This is a genomic window from Pseudomonas fluorescens (assembly GCF_003732425.1).
Taxonomy (GTDB): domain Bacteria; phylum Pseudomonadota; class Gammaproteobacteria; order Pseudomonadales; family Pseudomonadaceae; genus Aquipseudomonas; species Aquipseudomonas fluorescens_BE.
Map to the genome: position 1 here is coordinate 676,566 of NZ_MOBX01000013.1, position 19,637 is coordinate 696,202.

The following is a 19,637-nucleotide window of genomic DNA, read 5'->3' on the forward strand; positions in this document are numbered from 1 at the left end:
AAACCGTAAATCAGTGTAGTCGTTAGTTTGCGAAGTGTCCGGGATTAGTTGACCACTTCAGCGGCCTCCTCACCCCTTTTTCTTGAACCATTTAGTCACGTAATACTTCAAGCTCATTCGATCCTTCGGCCGCGGCTTATAGTGCGTTTTATTCCTCTGTCCCGGATCAACCCCCACCCCACTCGCCGTGTAGTAATAAAGCGCAATCGACCTCCGAGTGACGTGCTCCGGCGTAGTCAACGGCTCCGGATGCCCATGGTTACTGTCCTTGTCCGTATTAAAAATCACACAGCGGTTATAAACCGGCAGCACCTTCTTCAGGCACTTCTTCATCCCCACATCCCAAAGCTCCAAGTTGCCGCCGTACGCCTCTTGCCAGTCCTCGGTCAGGTAAATGATCACGTTCAGTCGTCGCTCAACGTTGAGCTTTTTGTTCAGCCGAAAATCCGAGTGCACGCCGAGGAAGCCGCCGGTTTTGGTTTCGTGCAGGCCGCCGCCGGTGAAGTAAGGATCGGGGATCAGCCCTTGAATGCCGGTGAGTTTTTCGAGGAATTGCAGCATGGGTGCGGAGTTGAAGGTGTTGAACACGTTCTTCAGGTACGGGCTGCAGGCGTTGGGGCTGATCTGGCGTTTGAGTTGGCCTTTGTAGCCGCGCTCGTAGATCTGTTCGTTGTTGGTCGGTTCAACCGGGAAGTGTTCGCGGATGCTGGCGATGACGTCTGCTTGCAGGAAGTTGTCGATAACGATGTGCGGGAATGGCGTGGCTTGGGTGTATTCGTGGGTCAGCGATTCGCCGAAGGCGCTGGCGGCGTTTTGGTCGAAGTCGAGTTCCGGGGTCAGAGTGATGGGGAGTGTTTGTGTGTTGGCTTGCATTGCCGCTCCAATTAATTTGATTGTTTTCAGATCACGTCAAACAGGGCCTGGCGGTCGGCGCGGTGCCGCTGTTTGTAGGCTGATACGGTGGCGAGCAGGTTGCCATGTCGGCAATGGCCTGCCGAGTGTCCTTTCTCTAAACGTGACGCGGCGCTGTAACGGCATGTTTCTGGCTGTCACAAACCCGTCATATTGCCTCTGATAACCTCCTCGGCGCCCTACCCTACACCCCAGTCCTAGAGCCCCCAAACGAAGGTGCCGCCAAGGTGTTCCCGACGCCCGTTCGCCAGCAAATCATCCTGCGCTCCGACAACCTCCGTTCGGACGACTTCGGTGCCCTGTTTTCCAGATTGTTTGGCAACCGCTATGCCGACAATCCGCCGCTGCCGTCGAACATCATCATCGGCGGCGTCTACGGGCGGCACGATGGTGTGAGTTTTCGGCGGATGCATTATCACGGTGATTTCACCGTCGCTTTCCCCGATCCACAAGACGAGATCACCTTCGTCATTCCCACCGCCGGCAAGATCGTATTCAACCACGCGACCGAATCCATTGGCGTTTCCCATATGGGTCTGGCGATCGACAAGGCGGATATCCGTTCGATGCACTTTCTCGATGATCACGCCCACCACGGCATGTCGATCAATCGCCATCAACTCACCGAGCGGTTATCGATGCTGTTGGATAAACCGATTCTGCAGAAAATCGTTTTTGAACCCAGCGTTGATTTGAACACCGCAGCGTTTCAGGGCATCAAGGCACTGATTGATCTGGCCACAGGCACCGAGTTTGATCTATTGATCAACAGCGGGACGTTGATGCCGTCGCGGTTGCGCGAGATGTTGATTGATGCGGTGCTGGAGGCGTGGCCGCATAACTTTTCCGAGGCGTTGCGGCAGCCGACGGCGATGGTTGCGCCGCGGCATGTGAAGTTGGCGGTGGAGTTTATTCAGGCGCATCCGGAGCAGTTGATCAGTGGTGTAGATCTGGCGCGCTTGAGCCATGTGAGTCAGCGGGCGTTGCAGGAAGGGTTTCGGCGGTTTGTCGGGATGTCGATTGTGGCGTATCAGCGGCAGGTGCGGCTGGAGCGGGCTTATGAGGCTTTGAAGCGGCGGGATTCGGGGTCGGTGACGGAGGTGGCGCTGCGGTTCGGGTTTAGTAATGTCGGGCGGTTTTGTCGGTATTTTCAGGGGGCTTATGGGGTGAGTCCGGCTGAGTTCATGGCTCGGGGATGACTTGTCAGTTGCTTGAAATGTTATTTGTGGCGAGGGAGCTTGCTCCCGCTGGACTGCGCAGCAGGCCCCTGCTTTTGAGGTGAAAAGCGGGGGCCGCTTCGCGACCCAGCGGGAGCAAGCTCCCTCGCCACAGGATTTTAGTAGGATTGAAGATTCGGGGCCGTCCTTGACCCCACTTTTTTAGAAGGCGTAACTGGCCTTGAGGCCGCCATTGAATCCATGGCTGTCGCCGCCGCCATTAGCGCCGATGTCTGCGCCCACGCTCAGCGCGCCGAGGCTGGCCATCACGTTGACGCCGCCGCTGAACTGGTCGCGATTATCAAACGCCGCGCGTTGTTCGATATCCAGTCCCAGCAGGTGGCTTTGGCTGTCGACCTGGTTGTCGCCCAGTGTGCGTTCGTAACCCACTTGTACGCCGGGCACCAGTTGCCATGCGCCCATCGCCACTGGGGCGAAGGCGACATTGAGGTTGGCGACGGCGTTGCGGCGGGTGGCGCTGTTGTCGTCGACGTCGAGCGCCAGTTCGCTGCCCTTCTCTTGGAAGCCGTTGAGGTCGAGATGGCTGATGCGCAAACCGAGGCTTGGCTCGAAGGTCATGCCGTTGACCGGGGCGCGGTAACCGAGGGCTACGGTGGCGCCGGTGAGGTTGCCATGGGTGTCGCCCTTCGCGGTGCCGAGGCCGCCGCCGAGGTCGCGTTTGCTGTCGTAGTCGACGTAACCGGCGCTGACATTGGCGTCGAGGAACAGGCCTTGTTCGAGGCTGGTGAAGCCGTAGCGGGCGCCGACGTTGAGGAAGGTGAAATCGGTGTGGGCTTCGCCGCCCGCGCCGCCGACCGTGCCCTTGCTGTAGCCGAAACCGCCGCGTGCGCTGAGTTGATCGCTGAAGCGTTGGGTGATGCCGACCATGAGGCCTTGGCTGTGTTCATTGCTGCTTTCGGCGTGGGCCGAGCCGTCGGTACCGAGGTAGCCGGCGAGCGCGGTGGTCCAGAGGCGATATTGGCCGACCTTGAGATCGCTGCCGCTGGCGAACGGTGCGGCGGTTTGTTCAATCATCGCGTTCTGCCGCAGCAGGTAGCTGGCGGCGTCGGCGTGGACTTGTCCGCCGACCTGGGACTCGACACCGCCGAGGGTGCCGGCGTCGATGGCCGATTGCAGGTAGTAGTTGTACGCGCTGTAGGTGCCGGACAGGCTGGTGTTCTGCAATTGGCGAAGCAACTCTGCGCCAGCCGCGGCGTTGCCGATCAGACCGGCCTGACCCGGCAGGCTGTTGTATTCGACCAGTTTGCCGCGCAGGACGTAAATGGTTTCCTGCGACAGGCCGAGGCCTTGTTTGAGGTAGTTGTCCATGCTGCCGTACTCGGCGGCCACTTCGTCGAGACCGGCCTGCAAGTAGCTGGCCTGCACGCCGAGCAGGGGCTCGTAAATGGCGGCCATGCTCGGCGGCAGCGCCTTCAACGTGGCGGCGACGCGGGCGGCGGTGTAGTCGTTGGTCGCCAGGTAGTTGGCCATGATGGTCGCATTGTCGACACCGGCGATGCTCTGCAACACGGCGGCGGTCCAGCCGGTACGGTCCTTGCCGGCGGTGCAGTGGAACAGTTGCGCGGCGTCGACGCTGGCCAGTTCATTGAACAGCTTTCCGAACTGGCCGCGCATGCCGGCGTCGCTGACGAACGCGCGGTTGGTCTGTTCCATCATCGCAATCGCATCGGCAGCACTTTTGAAGGAGATGGTGGTGATGTTCGCGCCGGACGTGGTGCTGCCGATAATGTCGATGTTCTGATAGGTCGCGCCGCTGATCATTGTGTCCGGGGTGGCGGCGATTTCGCTGGGGGTGCGCAGGTCGTAGATAGCTTTGATGCCGAGGCTGTTGAGGGTCGCCAGATCGCTGGCCGTTGGGGTCAGCGCGTTGGAACGGTAGAACACGCCGCTGCGCATCGTGCCGTCGTGGGCCGTGGTGTACGCGGTGGTAATGCCGGCGATGTCACGGAAGTTGTCGATGCCCTGCAGGCGCGGCGTGTCGAGCGGCACGGGCTCGGCAGCGTGGGCGGCGGCGATGGACAGGCTCAGGACGGATAGCGAACACAGAAGACGTTGAAACACAGTGCAGCCTCATTGGATAAGCGTTGGGCTGGTCACTATGGGTAGGCAAGTGATACTGAATATGACAGTTTTGGTTTGAGGGGAAATGGGTGCGCGATTGGGCCGTGGGGTGCGCGATTGGTCCATCCGCCTGAAGGGAATGCATCCGGGATCAACCCAATGGATTATCAGATTTGAACAGCTACCGCCGACGATGCGGCGGTGATCAGTGAACTCATGCAATCACAAGCCCATGCTTCAGTTGGTTTGACTGACAACCTCGATGTCTGTGATCCCTACCCGCTCGGCCTGTTCGAGGATCTGCTCGGGCGTTGAATCTGCGGTGGGCATCATCAGGCCGTTTTCCGCGTCGCCCAAGTGCAGCTCCAGCAGATGCATCGCAGCCTCATGCTTGGCCAACTGCTGTTCCTTGAGTTCAAGCAGAAAAGTCCGAGGCTCGCCGTTGAATCGGTATTCGATGTGATAGGTGTACATGATGTCATCCACGTCAGTAGGAAAAGGCTCTGATTATCCTGACGCGACGGTCAGTTTTTAGTTCAAATTGAATCGCCTCTCTGGCCAATATGGATTTCATGGCAAACTTTTTCCTTGCCGAGGCGTCCCTTTCTTAAACCCCCAACCGGCTGATTTCAGCCAAGGACTGGCGATGACCTTCTTCATTTTTCTTCTGGCCTGCGCAGCGGCGGCAACCACCGGCGTGATGTTCAAACCGGGGCCGTGGTACGAAGGGCTGAACAAACCCGGGTTCACCCCGCCCAATTGGACGTTCCCGGTGGCCTGGACGATTATCTACCTGCTGCTGGCCTGGGCCGGTTACCGCTTGAGCCTGATCCCCGGCAGCCAGACCGTGCTGGCGTTATGGGCGGCGCAGATTGCGCTGAACACGCTGTGGACGCCGGTATTTTTCGGCGCGCATCAGGTACTGGCGGCGATGGTGATTCTCACCGTGTTGTGGCTGGTGGTCGCTGCGATGGTGGTGCTGGCGATACAACTGGACTTGATCACTGGCTTGATCCTGTTTCCTTATCTGGCGTGGCTGTGCGTGGCGGCGGCGTTGAACTTTTCCATCCTGATCAAGAACCGCTGATGACCAATGCCAATTGGGGTACTGAAACACCGTGGCCGCAGGGCGAGCGCGAGTTGAATGAGGTGCGTGCCTTCAACAGGAAGCTGGCCTGGCTGCCGCGTTTCAAGATCCGCAACCGCCTGACGCCGCGTTTGATTCAGGCGCTGTTGCGTGTCAGCCAGATCGGCGGCTCCGGCGTGTTGCGCAAGTTTGGCCTGACAGCTGAGCGCCGGCTGATCAATAAAGTGCCGGTGCGGATCATCCGCCCCAAAGGCCCGGCGAAAGGCGTGGTGCTGGATTTTCACGGTGGCGGCTGGGTGATCGGCAATGCGCAGATGGACGACAAACTTCAACGCGGCCATCGTCGACAGCTGCCAAGTGACCGTGGTCTCGGTGGATTATCGACTGGCCGTGTCCACGCCCATCGAAGGCTTGCTGGAGGATTGCCTCAACGCCACTCGTTGGTTGTTAAAAGAGGCTGAGTTCGCCGGCCTGCCCGTCGTGGTGATCGGTGAATCGGCGGGCGGCCACCTGGCGGCGGCGACACTGCTGGCGCTGAAACAATGGCCCGATCTGCTGCAAAGAATCAGCGGCGCATTGCTGTATTACGGCGTCTACGACCTCACCGGAACATCCAGCGTACGTAACGCGCCCGCCGACACATTAGTGCTGGACGGCCCCGGCATGGTCGAGGCGTTGCGCCTGCTCACGCCCGACATGACTGACGAGCAGCGCCGTCAGCCACCGCTGTCGCCGCTGTATGGCGACTTCAGCGGCTTCCCGCCGGCGCTGCTGTTTGCCGGCGAACTCGATCCGCTGCGCGACGACACCCTCGACATCGCCAAGCGCTGGGCGCAATCGGCGCGGGTCGAAATGTATATGTTGCCCGACTCGCCGCATGGCTTTATCCACTTTCCCACGGCCATCGCTCAAGGTGTGCTGGCGTACAGTCGCAAGTGGATTTCGGCGCGGGTCGAGGCAGTTGGTTCGCAACAAATGCGAGAAGCTTCCGCGCCTCGTTGAAAGGGGAGCTTCAGCGCGATATTTTTTGCTGCTCAAGCAAAGACAGCCAGGATTAAAAGCCCTGCCGCTATCGCAAGCCCACCGACAACTTTCCCTGCGCCTGCCCACTGATAATAACGGCGATTATCCCGCTGCTCCTTGGTTAGCAACTGTGCAGACTTCAATTGCGCTCGTTCGGCGTTTACGGACCTGGAATACCCGAACATATCGGATACATACAAAATCAGCCCTACGCCTATCACCAACAGTGCGGCCCCCAAACTCACCATATCGACCACCTCTATCAAAACGAACCAACAACTAACGGAACTTCCCACTCCAGCGTTTGAACGCCCGCCGCCCGCGCAAAACACCCCAGCACAACCACAGCCCCGCGCCAGTCGAGGCAATGAAAACGGCAATGGTCATCAGCAGATAAAAACCGAAGCGCCACGGCTGTTGATCGAAGACCAAGTGCTCGCGGACTTTGGAAACGCCCCGTCCCGTCGTGACGTCGAACTGCCCAAGGGTGGCGGCGTTGTGCAACTGTTCAGCGCAGGCCAACGTCACAATCAGACAAAACAGCGCACCGATGCAACAGTAAATACGAATTCGATAATTCGGGATCACGTACGTTTTTCCTCTCCGTGGAAGGCTGACGATCACCACGCTCAGGCGATATAGAAGAAGTACAGCGCCAAGCCAAGCAACTGCATGAGCAGCAGGATGGAAAGCAAATGATTACAGCCCTTCCACGCCTTGCTCACCGGTTGGTTTTTAGCGACTCGGTAACGCAGGTAACTGTCGAGTGAAAGCGATGCCGTGGGGATCAGCACGAACAAAAACGTCAAAAAGAAATTAAACATTTCCTTTGCCCGTCGACTCCCAACATGAACCCGGATTTGTTCGCTGCATGGTGCGCTGCTCAAGTCGTCTGAGCAGACAGCTTAGCTGATCGGCATCCCCCCGGAATCCTTGGGATTGTGCACCGCAGTGATCCCGGGCAATAACACTCAGTGGGGACAAGTCAGTGACATGCAAACCCGCAACGCCGCCATTCAATGGCAGAATCCCCTGACCCTGATGATTTCGGAGACCACAATGCTTCGCGTGTTTGAACGAAGACTCGACCCCTTCCCCCCCGACGAAGCACCGCCTCCGCCCGTCGGCCTGATGCGGTTCCTGTGGGCCTGCACGCGCGGCGCACGCGGTTATATCCTCGCACTGGCGCTGCTCAGCGCCAGCGTGTCGATCTACGAAGCGTGGCTGTTTTCTTTTCTCGGCCAGGTCGTGGATCTGCTCTCGACGTGGCAGGCCGGCGGCGGAGTTAACGCGCAGGAAAGTCGTGTGCTGTGGGGCATCGGCATTGTGCTGTTCATCAGCATCGGCCTGGTGGCGCTGCGCACCATGGTCCAGCACCAGATTCTCGCGATCAACTTGCCGCTGCGACTGCGCTGGGACTTCCACCGACTGATGCTGCGGCAAAGCCTTTCGTTCTTTTCCGATGAGTTTTCCGGACGGGTCACGACCAAGGTCATGCAGACTGCATTGGCCGTACGCGAAGTGTTGTTCACCCTCATCGAAATCGCACCGGGCATCGGCGTCTACTTCATTGCGATCATCGCCCTGGCCGGCGGTTTTGCCCTGAAACTGATGCTGCCGTTCATTATCTGGGTCGCGTTGTTCGGGCTGGCCATGGTGTATTTTGTGCCGCGTCTGGGCCAGGTCGGTCAGGAACAGGCTGATGCGCGATCGTCGATGACCGGGCGCATTGCCGACGCCTACACCAACATCACCACGGTAAAACTGTTCTCGCACTCCAAGCGTGAAGCGCACTTCGCGCGCGCGGCGATGGAGGATTTCAAGCTCACCGGGTTCCGCCAGATGCGTCTGGTCAGCCAGTTCGAAATCGTCAATCAGGCGCTGGTGGTCGGGCTGATTATCGGCGCCGGCGGCTATGCTCTGTGGCTGTGGCATCTGGGTCAGGTCGGTACCGGTGCGGTGGCGGCGATCACCGCCATGGCGTTGCGCATCAATGGCATGTCGCACTGGATCATGTGGCAGATGACGTCGCTGTTCGAAAACATCGGCACCGTGCAGGACGGCATGGCCACCCTCACCCGTGGCCCTAAAGTGCAGGACGCGCCGAACGCCGGCGTGCTGGTGCCGGCGGGCGGCGCGGTGACGTTCGACAAGGTGAATTTCAACTACAACGGCGAACGTCAGGTCCTCGACAACTTGAGCCTGAGCATCCGCGCCGGCGAGAAAATCGGCCTGGTCGGCCGCTCCGGTGCGGGCAAATCGACGCTGATCAATCTGCTGCTGCGCTTCTATGATGTCGACAGCGGCGAGATTCGCATCGACGGTCAGAACATCGCGCAAGTGACCCAAGACAGCCTGCGCAGCGCGATCGGCATGGTCACGCAAGACACGTCGCTGCTGCACCGCTCGATTCGCGACAACATCGCCTATGGCCGGCCGGACGCCACCGACGAAGATATCCGCCGCGCCGCCGCCAATGCGCAGGCCGACGGTTTCATCAGCCAATTGAGCGACAAGCAGGGCCACAACGGCTACGACACGCTAGTCGGCGAGCGCGGCATCAAGCTCTCCGGCGGCCAGCGCCAACGCATCGCCATCGCCCGGGTGATGCTGAAGAACGCGCCGATCCTGCTGCTCGACGAAGCCACCAGTGCGCTGGACTCGGAAGTCGAAGTCGCCATTCAGGAAAGCCTCGATGAAATGATGCAGGGTAAGACCGTGATCGCTATTGCGCATCGGCTGTCGACGATTGCGGCGATGGATCGACTGATTGTCATGGATGAAGGGCGGATTATCGAGCAAGGGACGCACGCTGAATTGCTCAACAGAAACGGCATTTATGCGCGGCTCTGGCAGCATCAGAGTGGTGGGTTTCTGGGGGAAGATCAGGGCGTGGCGACGGCGATGGATCAGGCTTGAGGGTGTGGGGCTGAGTGGGGAGCAGTCGCTTGTGGGCGACTGCTATCGGCCAGAAGCGGACACTTAAAAGTGTCTATAAAAACTGGGCAGTTTCACTACGTTGATTTACTCGTTCCGAACTATTATCTGTGTGGCGGAAGCAGACGCTGGCTAGCCCATTCTGCCGATCGATCGAATTGGCGACTCATCCTCCAAACTACTAGCTTACCCAAGGGCGCCGGCCAATCGCGCATAGCACAGGTGCCAGATGCGCTTGCGCCCCTTCGCCATGCACCTCGTACCAGAGTCACATCGGCGCAGAAGGCTAGCCCAACGTGACCTTATCTTAAATACTTCGCTTCCAGCTCGCGCATATTCGCATCACCTTGCAAAGCAATAATGTCTTTGACTGACGGCAAAGACATTTCAGCATTGGCTATACCTCCTTCGGCCCTGATCGTTGCAAACACCGTGCGCATCGCCCACACCGCTGCTCTGATTGCGTGGTTCCCGTAAATCACAATACCAACCTTACCCAACGCAGCGATATCCGCCTCGGTCAGTTGAGGGTAAGTCGTGGGCACCAATACCAACGGCACGCTGCCGTTCCATGCATCAATAAACTCAAGGACCTCATCAGGTATTTTTTGTTTTGAGTGGATCAGGATCGCGTCGGCGCCAGCCTCTGCATAAGCTTCGGCTCGCTGGATGGCCTGCACCTGGCCCTGACCTGCAATCAGTGCTTCGGTGCGGGCGATCACCACAAAGTCTTTATCGCGACGAGCGTTTGTTGCCGCAGCTACTTTGCCCTGAAATTCTTCTATTCGGACCAGCTCCTGGCGGCCATCAGCACGCAGGCTCGTGTCCTTGGGAAAGGTCTTATCTTCCATGACGATCGCGGACGCACCCGCTGCCTCGTACTGCGGTACGACATAGCTGACGTTGATGGCGTTTCCGAATCCGGTATCGATATCGGCGATCAGTGGAATGGAAACGACAGACGCGATGGCTCTCATCATTTCCAGATGCGTGCCCGCCGACAGGATGTTGGCATCGGGCACGGCATAACTTGCAGACAGCTCAAAGCCGCTACCCCAAATGCCTGAAAAACCAGCTTCCTCCACTAGCTTGGCGGTCAGAGGGTTATGAGCGGCCATTGCCGTGAACAGCTCGCCATTGGCAAGCGCACTACGAAGCTTTTGATTCTTTGTCATGGCTAGAGCTCGACAAAAAATGGGTTGCGATAAAGGTTACGATCCGCACACTTAAGTTGTCAGCGTCTGATCAATAACGACAACATCGCGCTCGCCGCACAAAGTCCCGCTACAGTCGGAAAAATAATCGACGTATTACCGGTTGAATCGATCATGTGGCCAATGACCGGCTCCCCAATGCCAGCGCATATATAGGACATGGTATTGAGTACGCCCGTCGCAGTTCCCGCAACGTGACGTCCAAAGATGTCCGGGCAGAGTGCCCAAAACGACGATGCGGGCCCAAAGACAAAAAATCCACAAAGGAAAAGTAAGCCTATTGCGACCATGCTTCCGTGCGGTACGAACATCATGATAATCGCAGTTGCGGATGCAAGGACCATGTACGAGACGATCGCCAGATAACGCCTTCCCTGAAACACAACATCTGAAATCCAACTGTTCGATAGGGCACCAAGTGCCATCCCTACAGGTAGCGCGACCGTAATCCACTTCGGATCAATAAACGTTGCCGACGTCTTCCAGTCCAGACCAAGAAAATGCACGGGCACCCAGACCACTAACGCGTAGCGCGCAGCATTCTGAAAACCGATTGCAAAACCAGCGATATAAAGTCGCCAGTTGCGCAGCACTATTGCATAGCGCTGCGCACTGGTTAAATCATCCTCAATTGCTAACGGTGGAACATCATTGGCGTGTTCAAGGGCGCGGAGTTTTTTGTCCTCGGGGCGCTCAGAGACAAAAAGCCACAGCACCACCACGCCCAATAGCATGGAGAGTGGCGCCAGTCTGAAAATCCAGATCCAGTCCAGTTGCATCACGCCCAGAATGGCAAGAGGCAGAACATAAGCGAGAACAGAGGAAAACCCAGAGAACCCAACGTACACACCGTACACAAATCCGCGATGTTGATGCCCCCACCAGTTCGACAGTAAACGGCTGCCGGGGGCAAAACCCATGGACTGAAAATAGCCGTTCGCCCCCCAAGCGAGCAGGAAAAACCAGAATGAGTGGCCAAAACTAAACACCCAATTTGCCGCCAGCGAGAGAAGCGCGCCGGCGATCATCATTCGCTTGCCACCGAGCTTATCGCCCAGATTGCCGTTGATGAACTGGCCGGCGGCATAGCACCACAACATCGTTGCGCTGATCCAGCCAATTTCGTACTTCGACAAACCGTAATCATGCTGGATACCGGGGATGGCGAAGCCCAGGGTCTGGCGACCGGTGTAGTAGAAGAGATAGCAGAACGTCACGCCTATCAGTGCGCGCCATTTGTATTGATCAAAGGTGGATATTGGCAATGTCGCTTTGTATTGCAGGCTATCAGCGGTTTTTATAGTCATGCCTTTCTCCGCGTGGCGCGCAGCTTTGCGCTGCGCTGACCAGTTTTTGGATTAAGCGAGGGTGCGCAGTCTTCGCTGCGCTGTATTTGTTTTGGTTTAAGCGAGATGGTTGAGCGCGAGATCGATAATGTCGAAATTGCGCAGACGACCAGGGTTATCGAGCCCGACCAATTTGCGGTTGAACATCAGTGGCACTTTCTGCTCGGACACACCGCCGTGGGAACGCAAGGGCACCGTCAATCCGGACAAATCATGTTTATCGGCAGCGCTTCCAAGGACCGTCAGCCGCTCACCGAGTACCACCAGATCGCCGATTCGATCCTCGGGCAGTTCGAAACGCTGGCATGCCTGCGAACGCGTCAAGACTGCCTCGACACCAGCGATGCCGGCGAGAAAGTCGATGGCATCGCGTTGCGGTACCGCATCGCGCAAGTACACGGTAGCGTAAGACCCCAGCGCACCGTGATGCACCACGTACGGGTCAGTGATCGGCAGCAAAACACGTGTCCGCTGCGCACCGTACTGGACGTCTAGAAGGTCTTGCAAAAACAGGATGTTGGGGCGGCCGACCGAATCGGTCTTGGCATTCATGCCGTGATCCGCCGTGATCGCCACAACCGCGCCGTGCTCGTGATAACGCTTGAAGTAGCTGTCCATCATTGCGTAAAACGCATTGGCTTCTGGCGTGCCCGGTGCATGTTTGTGCTGTACATAATCGGTAGTGGACAGGTACATGAAGTCAGGGCGTTCGTTTGTCAGCAATGAGAGCCCGGCGGCAAACACGAACTCGGAAAGTTCCGCGCTGTAAACTGAAGGCACGGGCATACCAACTCTTGCCAGGATGTTCTCGACACCGTGTTCCTTCAGGTTCACCTGATCGGCTTTTTCAGCGGAGAAACAGATCCCCTTCAGTTGATGCCCAAGCAGGTTGCGCAATTTGTCCTTTGCGGTCACCACGGCGACGAGTTGGCCCGCTTTGGCCATCTCGGCAAGAATGGTCGGCGCGCGAAGGTATTTGGCGTCGTTCATTAACACCTCCTCTTGCGTCTCCTGGTCGAAAAAGAAGTTGCCGCAAATACCATGGACGGATGGCGGTGCGCCGGTAACGATCGATAGATTGTTCGGGTTGGTGAACGACGGCACCACGCAATCGCCCGTCAATACTGTGCCGTAGCCGATAAGCTCGGCGAGAAATGGCGCCTGTCCCGCTTGAATGGCTTGATTAATGTATTCCTGCTCGCACCCATCGATGCAGATAACAATGGTGGGAGCCGAAGGCAGCCGATAGGACCGGGCGTTCACGTTTATTATTTGAGTCATGGATAAATCTTCCCTTCAATGGTTGGGTGCGCCGCGCGATGAGTGACTTGCGCTGTTTGAAACCGGCAATTCACCGTATGCTGAGCGCATTACTCACACAATCGAATTAAAGTAGCGGTACCTGTGCACGGGAATCACACATGAGGCAAAAGCTTCCGCCGCTTCACGCGTTGCGCATCTTCGAAGTGGCCGCTCGGGCGGGCAGTTACTCGGCTGCGGCTCGGGAACTGAACCTGACTCACGGAGCCGTGAGTCGGCAGATAGCGGTCCTGGAGGACTGGCTCGGTCAACCGTTGTTTGTGCGTGATGGGCAGAGCATGGTGGCGTCGCCCCATGCCAGGGCCCTCGCCCGGGAAATAAGCGCCGCGTTCGATCACATCGCAGACGCTGCCGAGCGCTACGGTAAGAAACAACAACTGAAAGTAATCCGTGTCAGTGCACCGGCAACAGTCGCCATGCGCTGGTTGATTCCCCGGTTGCCTCTATTCGCCGAGACGCACCCCGGAGTGGATGTGCGCGTTTCGACCGTGCTCTCGACTCAACCGGCATTCAGTGGCAGTTTCGACGTCGCCATAAGGCGGGGCATTCCGCAGGGTGGTCAATTTCAGGCAATACCCTTGTTTCGCGAATCGAATACGGTGATAGCGAGCCCGTTACTGCTCGCCAGCACGGGTGTTGAAAGGGTCGAGCAACTGGCCGCCGAAACCTGGTTGTCCACCGAAACCCGCCCAGGTGACTGGGAAGCTTGGATGGAAAGTGCGAATCAACCTATGCTTCGAGCGAGTCGGAACCTGCGCTTCGATCATTTCTTCGTGACGTTGCAGGCAGTCGTCGATGGGCTTGGTTTCGGCATAGGGCCCTTTCCAACGCTGGAGGCTGAATGTGCGGCCGGGCGGTTGCAAACACCCTTCCCGACTCTGCGTTCGCTTGGTCCGACTTACTATGCGCTGGTTCCGTTTGACGCCGATAAGCCGGTCTATTTGCGAGCCTTTGTTGATTGGCTGCAATCAATGAGTGCGCAATATGAGGAGTCTCAGTGATGGTAGTCGTGGACGTTCGGGGCGACCATTAAGGCTCGCTGGCTATCACGAATAAAAATGGGTCATCGCTGAATGGCTGCTTCTGGCCGATAGCAGTCCTTAGGAAGTGCGGGCGCTGGACAAGCATGCGGGTACCACTATGGCCAAGCTACTTCGCAATGATCAGATCCGGTCCGTTTTTCCGAGCGTTCCCAACGGCATTGTCGACCTGAACCACTCAAGCACCTCTGACTGCTCACTTTGGTGAAGCATCATCTGCTCCGCAAGCTCCTTTGGCGTGGCCGGGTTAAACCATTCCCTTGTGGCTGTATGTTGCAAAAATGTTCATGGCTTATCCTCCGCGTTGAGTGAGAGCAAGGCTGGATAAGTGCGAAGCGGGCTTGCGCTGGTTCCGCGTTTTCATTGCTCGATGGGTTGATTGTATCGATCCTGGATGCGCTCCAGCTCGCCCGAGTGGCGCAGTTGCTCCAGGGCGTGGGCCCAGGAGGCTACCAATTCGTCGTCACAGTCGCGGCTGAAGGCGATGTACAGCGATGAGCGATAGAGCTCGATGGGAATCTGCCGCAGCGTGTCGGGGGCGATGTTCAACTGGCGGCTGTAGTAAGCCACCCCCGCATCGGTGTCGCCGATGATGATATCGGTGCGCCCGGCTAGCAGCATGCGATAGAGCTGCAGGCTCTCGGTTGCAGTTTTTTCGAGGTTGTTGAAGCCCCGCGACTGCAGAGTCTCGGGTATCAGGCCGGCATGTCTCGTCGTAATTTTTGGGGCGTGCAGTAGCTGCTCCAAGGAATTCACCGGCTGCTGCGCATTGGCTAACTGATAGGGGTGAATGGACTCTTCCACAATCGGTCCGACCCACTTGTATAACGGTTCTCGCTCTGCCGTGCGAAATAGTGAATACATGATGGTCTTGGGCCGGGTCTTCAATGCACGGGCGCTTCGCATACTGGGCAGCAGCACCACCTCAAAGTCATCCCCGGTCAGCGCCATTATGCCTCGAACGATCTCCGTGGCCATGCCGGTGAGCTGATTGTTCTCCTGGTAGTTGTACGGCGCCCACTCTTCAGTAACGACCTGATACTGCTCGGCCCTGACGGGAGTGCCAAGTAATAGGCAGAGCAGCGCGACAGTAAGTGTCGAATGTTTCACGTGTTCTGCCTGGTGGGCTGTGCGGTGATCAAGGGTGGATCTGATTAAAAGGGCGAAATTAGTATAGACCCTGACACACGTCAAACGCCTGATGCAGTCCCGTAAACCGTCACCACGGCGATTGATACATACGAACCAGTACGCATGGCGCAGGTTTCTCAAGAGCGTTTAGCGGATTGCCTCTTATCGGTATCGGTTGGGACACGTAGTGACCGTCCGGTTCTGGCCGTTCTCTGCCTGTCGCGACCGGAACACCATTAGGGATTAGTTGCACCGGGGGATGACTATTTAGCGGGTGATTTCGAGGCCTCCACCCGCAAACATTCCGGGGTACGGCGTTCAAGGGCTGGCATGGGTATCCGCGCATCCTGCCAACAGCGCTACCGCCAGCGCTCCTATCAATATCCGCAGATTTACTCCTCATGGCCTCGCGCGCTGATAGTCGAAAAATAGAAAGAGATTTTCTCTTCCTCAACATCTCTCAATTCGTACCTGATTCTGTCCAGGCCGTTATCGATTCGCGTCACGACGAGGTCCATGAATTGGGTTAGCCCGCCACCGAAGCCGTTTAGGTTCAGTGCGCTGACATCACGAAAAACAGCCGTCACGCCTTCTGTTTCCGGGTCTTTGGAGGACGACATAGTCAAGGTGAGGTTGTATTTGAAATCCATCATTTCGATATTCATCGAAGCTACACAATTGTGCTCGAAAAAGAGTTCATTTAAGCGAGAAATGTCCATGTACAGCCTCGAAAATAGCGGAGGTTTGGCTCTCGGAGCAGCGCGAGCTACTACGAACAACTTCGTGTAGGTCACTCCTGTGAAAGTGCTGGCAATGCAGCACCCGCCGGCCGGATTAAAAAATGAAGCCAAGAAGGCCTCAGGGTGCGACTGTCCGTGCATAGGCGCCTGCAGGAACCGCCATTGGTAAAAGTCGAGACTTACAGGTTGTTACCACGCCGCCAAGTCATTCAAGAACTCTCATTAACATCGTAGCCGTGCCGCAGCGCCAAGGGTCTGCTTGCCCAGTAAAGTTTTTTGAACTGCGCGCAATCCATAGCCTTCGCGAACAGCCATCCCTGAGCGTAACGGACCTGGTTCGCACGCAAGTAGTCGAGCTGCCCTGTCGTCTCGACGCCCTCTGCAATCAACGTCAATTCCAAAGCGCGGCCCATCTGAATGACGTGAGTGACCAAGAGCGTCTTTTCAGCAGCTGCACCGACCTGCTCAACGAACGACCGGTCGATCTTGAGCGCATCGAGCGGCAACTGCTGCAGATACTGCAAACTTGAATAGCCTGTACCGAAGTCATCCAGCGCGATAATGAAACCGGCATTACGCGCACGTTCTATGGTGATTTTGGCAGGAGCAGGATCGAGCAGGCTGCGCTCAGTCACCTCCAGCCAAATTTGCCCTGGGAGAACGTCCAGGCGCTGAACCTCCTCCAGTAGTTTCGGCAAAAAGTGCCCTGTACACACGTCGGCCGCCGCCAGGTTTAACGCCACGTGCATCGAGCGATCACTGGCCAGTATTGTCCCGAGGTCATTGAGAACGGTCTGGATCACCTGATTCGTGATGCCCTCAATCAAGCCACTGGACTCGGCCAAAGGGATGAAGTGGTCGGGATAGACGATTGTGCCGTCGGTTTTTTGCCAGCGGACCAACGCCTCGGCTCCAATGCATCGATGGCTTTCAATCTCGATGATTGGCTGGTAATGAACGAGAAATTCGTTCCGGCGTACAGCCTGCTCCAACGCGTTAAGCGGTGACAGTTTTCGCCGCCACCAGCGCAGATTAACCAATAGCAACGCTGCCGAGACAATCAGCCCAACAGGCAGCAGATAAAGCACATGTTTCCAGAGACTTCGCAGCAATTCCTGCCGCGGGATAGCGGCAATGACTGTGAAGTTGCCCTGCGCCGCCGAAGTATAGAGAAAACCGTCTTTCAGACCGTGAGTCGGGCCTTGGTGGACCAATGCCAGGAAGCTCGCCATGTTCGGCCGCGCAGGGCCCAGCAAGCGGCCTTGCCGCGTCCCCACTGCCAGCTTTATGCCTTCATCGAGGTCCACTTCGCGAAATTGCTCGGGATCCACCAGAACATTGAACGCCGCGAACTGCAGAGCCAGCATCGGCTTGATCAGAGGGTTGTCGTCGTACGCTTCGATGGAAACCTTCACGCCATCCTCGGTGACGAAATCTTCGGGCCACTTAGTGGCGCGTGGCGACGTAGCGCCCCAGGAAGTGCAGGCAAACACGTCTTCCTCGTAGCCCACCGACTCAACCGAAAAAGTGTTCATGGCAATCATGCGCATCTGCTCGATGCTTTCCGGCGTGCAAGGTTGCAGATCGGTAAGGGCAACGTTTTTGAGTGTTTGGGATGCCTGTTCAAACGTAGCACTGGCGCGTTGACTGGCAATCTGCGCGAGGGTGTGGAGTCGTTCGTTGGCGACATAGGTCGTCAACAGCCATCCACCCGCAAAAGTGAGGACCAGCGGGACGATCACCGATAGCAGCGCCAGGAGCATACCCTGGCTGCTGATCCTTGAACTGTTCATTTCACCGCCTGAGCAATGGCTATTGACGCGTCTTGGCCGTGGTTTGACGTGTCGGGTCGTTGATAAGGATTACTGCTTTTATCTTAAAATCCTGGAGCCAATCAACAAGCCATCAGCGAGTCGAAAGTGCGGGTGATACGCCTGATTCATCTTATTCTGGTCCGGCGCTTTGGAGCGTTGATGCAAGGCACGATTCCACTCGATTACGCCCGCTCTGTTTGGCGCGATACAAGCATTCGTCTGCCTGCTTGAGCACAACGTCCGCGGGAGTGGGTGCTTGCGCACAAGTTGCGACACCGATCGACGCGGTAATACGCCCGACCCCAGGGATGTCACTCGTAGCGATGGCCTGGCGAATTCGCTCGGCAATCAAGTTCGCCGAGTCGAGATCGGTATCCGGCAGAATCAGCAAGAACTCTTCTCCACCCGCTCTACACGCGAGATCACCGGTGCGTGAGTAGCTCGCCAGTGTTGCAGCGACCTGCTTGATCGCCAAGTCACCCTTGTCGTGGCCGAAGGTATCATTCACTTTTTTGAAATGGTCGATATCCAGTGACAGTACCGAATATGTGCGGCCTGCCTGCTCTAGCCCAAGCAACTCTTCATCCATCGCCCTGCGATTGGCAAGACCTGTCAGCGGGTCGGTAAACGCCTGCTGATTGAGACGGCCTATTTTTGCTTGCAAAAGCTGCACGCTGGTCAGCATCGCTTGACGAATAGAAAAAGCTTCCCGATACCATGCCTTCACGTGGTGAAGTTTCTCAGTCGCTTGCGGTGCCGACAGTTGGCCAGCGATGCTGGAAAGCTGGTGCAAAGGTCGACAGATCAACAGTGCCCCCCACCACATCAACACAAAGCCGATCAGAGCCGCCGGCACCATGCCCAAAATCACGTTATCCATCAACGTCTTCAGAGGCGCAAGACTGACCTCGCGCGGCTGCTGTGCGACCACAGCCCAACCGGCGCCCGGAACCTGAGCGTATCCAGCAAGCATCGGTATGCCCTTGTAATTAGGCACCTCCATGGATCCGCTCTCGCCGCGTAACGCAGCGTCCACGGTCTTGCTCCATCCAAGCGTTTCGCCAATTCGCGACGCCTCGGGGTGATAGAGCAGATGTCGATCCTGATCCGCGACGAAGGCAAATGTCCCTGTGTGATAAAAATGCCGGCTGATCAAGGTATGCAGCGCATTGTCCTGCTGCAGGTAAATTGAACCGCCAATGATGCCAACGTAACGGTTTGACGAATCATAGATGGGCTCAGAGACGAACACGACCAGGTTGCCAGCCGCTGATTTGTAAGCCGGACTGATAAACGGGCGCCTCGCCTCGATGGCGTTCTGAACGGCGTCGGAGTGCAGTCTAGAACCGATGATTTGGAGCGTATCCGGATACGCTTCCAGCACCCGGGCATCAACATCGACAATCGCTATTGAATTGAAATCGGCATCCTGCTTCTGCAGACGCATCGCTTCGGCACGCAATTCCTTGGCATTGCCCCACTCCTTGCCCAACTCCACAGCACCGTAGTGCAGGTGGCTCTGCGCCGAGCGGATAAATTCAGAAAGGCTCGAGGCTACTTTCGCCGCGTAAGCACTGTTTGACTGAAGCGCATGTTCTACCAACGCATCCCGCTGCACTCGATAGGCCGTGATGAGGCTGTTGCCTAAAGTGGCCAGTACCGAGAGCACCACGAGAGTGAGAATAAGCCAACGCAAGTCCAGAACCACGCCGGGTGGCCGGTCGCCTACCCTCTTGTCAGCGGCCGAATCCTTTTGATTGTTGGCTCTATCCAT

The 19,637-nt window shown here is 57.2% G+C and carries 16 protein-coding genes and 1 pseudogene; 5 read left to right on the forward strand and 12 right to left on the reverse strand.

The window, feature by feature from the left end:
- Positions 1-69: 69 nt before the first annotated feature.
- The gene (locus tag BK670_RS13490) at positions 70-873 is read right to left on the reverse strand and encodes a 2OG-Fe(II) oxygenase (protein ID WP_123450204.1); all 804 of its coding nucleotides are present in this window, start codon (positions 871-873) and stop codon (positions 70-72) included.
- A gap of 266 nt (positions 874-1,139) precedes the next feature.
- Here BK670_RS13490 and BK670_RS13495 point away from each other — a divergent pair, with 266 nt between their 5' ends.
- Positions 1,140-2,111 (forward strand): AraC family transcriptional regulator, encoded by a 972-nt coding sequence (locus BK670_RS13495; RefSeq protein WP_123450205.1) that lies wholly within the window; start codon positions 1,140-1,142, stop codon positions 2,109-2,111.
- A 180-nt stretch (positions 2,112-2,291) separates the two neighbouring features.
- On the opposite strand, the gene BK670_RS13500 is transcribed toward BK670_RS13495, so the two are convergent.
- Positions 2,292-4,211, reverse strand: coding sequence for a tyrosine-protein phosphatase (locus BK670_RS13500; RefSeq protein WP_123450207.1), 1,920 nt, complete (start codon positions 4,209-4,211; stop codon positions 2,292-2,294).
- 237 nt (positions 4,212-4,448) lie between these two features.
- The gene (locus tag BK670_RS13505) at positions 4,449-4,685 is read right to left on the reverse strand and encodes a hypothetical protein (RefSeq protein WP_123450209.1); all 237 of its coding nucleotides are present in this window, start codon (positions 4,683-4,685) and stop codon (positions 4,449-4,451) included.
- 172 nt (positions 4,686-4,857) lie between these two features.
- Here BK670_RS13505 and tspO point away from each other — a divergent pair, with 172 nt between their 5' ends.
- Together tspO and BK670_RS13515 are read left to right on the forward strand one after the other, a co-directional pair.
- Positions 4,858-5,298: a tryptophan-rich sensory protein TspO gene (tspO, locus tag BK670_RS13510; RefSeq protein ID WP_123450211.1), complete on the forward strand. Its 441-nt coding sequence runs from the start codon at positions 4,858-4,860 to the stop codon at positions 5,296-5,298.
- A pseudogene (locus BK670_RS13515) lies at positions 5,298-6,300 on the forward strand (alpha/beta hydrolase). The gene tspO and the pseudogene BK670_RS13515 overlap by 1 nt, the downstream one beginning before the upstream one ends.
- A 300-nt stretch (positions 6,301-6,600) precedes the next feature.
- On the opposite strand, the gene BK670_RS13525 reads toward BK670_RS13515, so the two are convergent.
- Positions 6,601-6,909: a hypothetical protein gene (locus BK670_RS13525; RefSeq protein ID WP_123450215.1), complete on the reverse strand. Its 309-nt coding sequence runs from the start codon at positions 6,907-6,909 to the stop codon at positions 6,601-6,603.
- Positions 6,910-6,950: 41 nt separating this feature from the next.
- Positions 6,951-7,145 (reverse strand): hypothetical protein, encoded by a 195-nt coding sequence (locus tag BK670_RS13530; protein WP_095049919.1) that lies wholly within the window; start codon positions 7,143-7,145, stop codon positions 6,951-6,953.
- 235 nt (positions 7,146-7,380) lie between these two features.
- On the opposite strand from BK670_RS13530, the gene BK670_RS13535 reads away from it, so the two are divergent.
- Complete coding sequence (locus BK670_RS13535) at positions 7,381-9,240, forward strand: ABC transporter ATP-binding protein (protein WP_123451377.1); 1,860 nt, start codon at positions 7,381-7,383, stop codon at positions 9,238-9,240.
- Positions 9,241-9,560: 320 nt separating this feature from the next.
- Here BK670_RS13535 and BK670_RS13540 read toward each other — a convergent pair whose 3' ends face one another.
- The 3 genes from BK670_RS13540 to phnA form a co-directional block, all read right to left on the reverse strand.
- On the reverse strand, positions 9,561-10,433 hold the full coding sequence (locus tag BK670_RS13540) for a phosphonopyruvate hydrolase (RefSeq protein ID WP_123450217.1): 873 nt from the start codon (positions 10,431-10,433) through the stop codon (positions 9,561-9,563).
- A gap of 59 nt (positions 10,434-10,492) precedes the next feature.
- Entirely contained in the window at positions 10,493-11,779 is a 1,287-nt protein-coding gene (locus BK670_RS13545) for an MFS transporter (RefSeq protein WP_123450219.1), read from the reverse strand.
- A gap of 96 nt (positions 11,780-11,875) precedes the next feature.
- Positions 11,876-13,099: a phosphonoacetate hydrolase gene (gene phnA, locus BK670_RS13550; protein WP_123450221.1), complete on the reverse strand. Its 1,224-nt coding sequence runs from the start codon at positions 13,097-13,099 to the stop codon at positions 11,876-11,878.
- 140 nt (positions 13,100-13,239) lie between these two features.
- Here phnA and BK670_RS13555 point away from each other — a divergent pair, with 140 nt between their 5' ends.
- On the forward strand, positions 13,240-14,139 hold the full coding sequence (locus tag BK670_RS13555) for a LysR substrate-binding domain-containing protein (RefSeq protein WP_123450222.1): 900 nt from the start codon (positions 13,240-13,242) through the stop codon (positions 14,137-14,139).
- A 399-nt stretch (positions 14,140-14,538) separates the two neighbouring features.
- On the opposite strand, the gene BK670_RS13560 is transcribed toward BK670_RS13555, so the two are convergent.
- The 4 genes from BK670_RS13560 to BK670_RS13575 all read right to left on the reverse strand — a co-directional run bounded on the left by BK670_RS13560 (position 14,539) and on the right by BK670_RS13575 (position 19,637).
- Entirely contained in the window at positions 14,539-15,288 is a 750-nt protein-coding gene (locus tag BK670_RS13560) for a substrate-binding periplasmic protein (protein ID WP_123450224.1), read from the reverse strand.
- A 413-nt stretch (positions 15,289-15,701) separates the two neighbouring features.
- A complete protein-coding gene (locus BK670_RS13565) occupies positions 15,702-16,028 on the reverse strand; it encodes a hypothetical protein (RefSeq protein WP_123451378.1) in 327 nt (108 codons plus the stop codon).
- Between the two features lie 230 nt (positions 16,029-16,258).
- On the reverse strand, positions 16,259-17,842 hold the full coding sequence (locus BK670_RS13570; RefSeq protein WP_123450226.1) for an EAL domain-containing protein: 1,584 nt from the start codon (positions 17,840-17,842) through the stop codon (positions 16,259-16,261).
- A 151-nt stretch (positions 17,843-17,993) separates the two neighbouring features.
- Positions 17,994-19,637, reverse strand: coding sequence for a sensor domain-containing diguanylate cyclase (locus tag BK670_RS13575; RefSeq protein ID WP_123450228.1), 1,644 nt, complete (start codon positions 19,635-19,637; stop codon positions 17,994-17,996).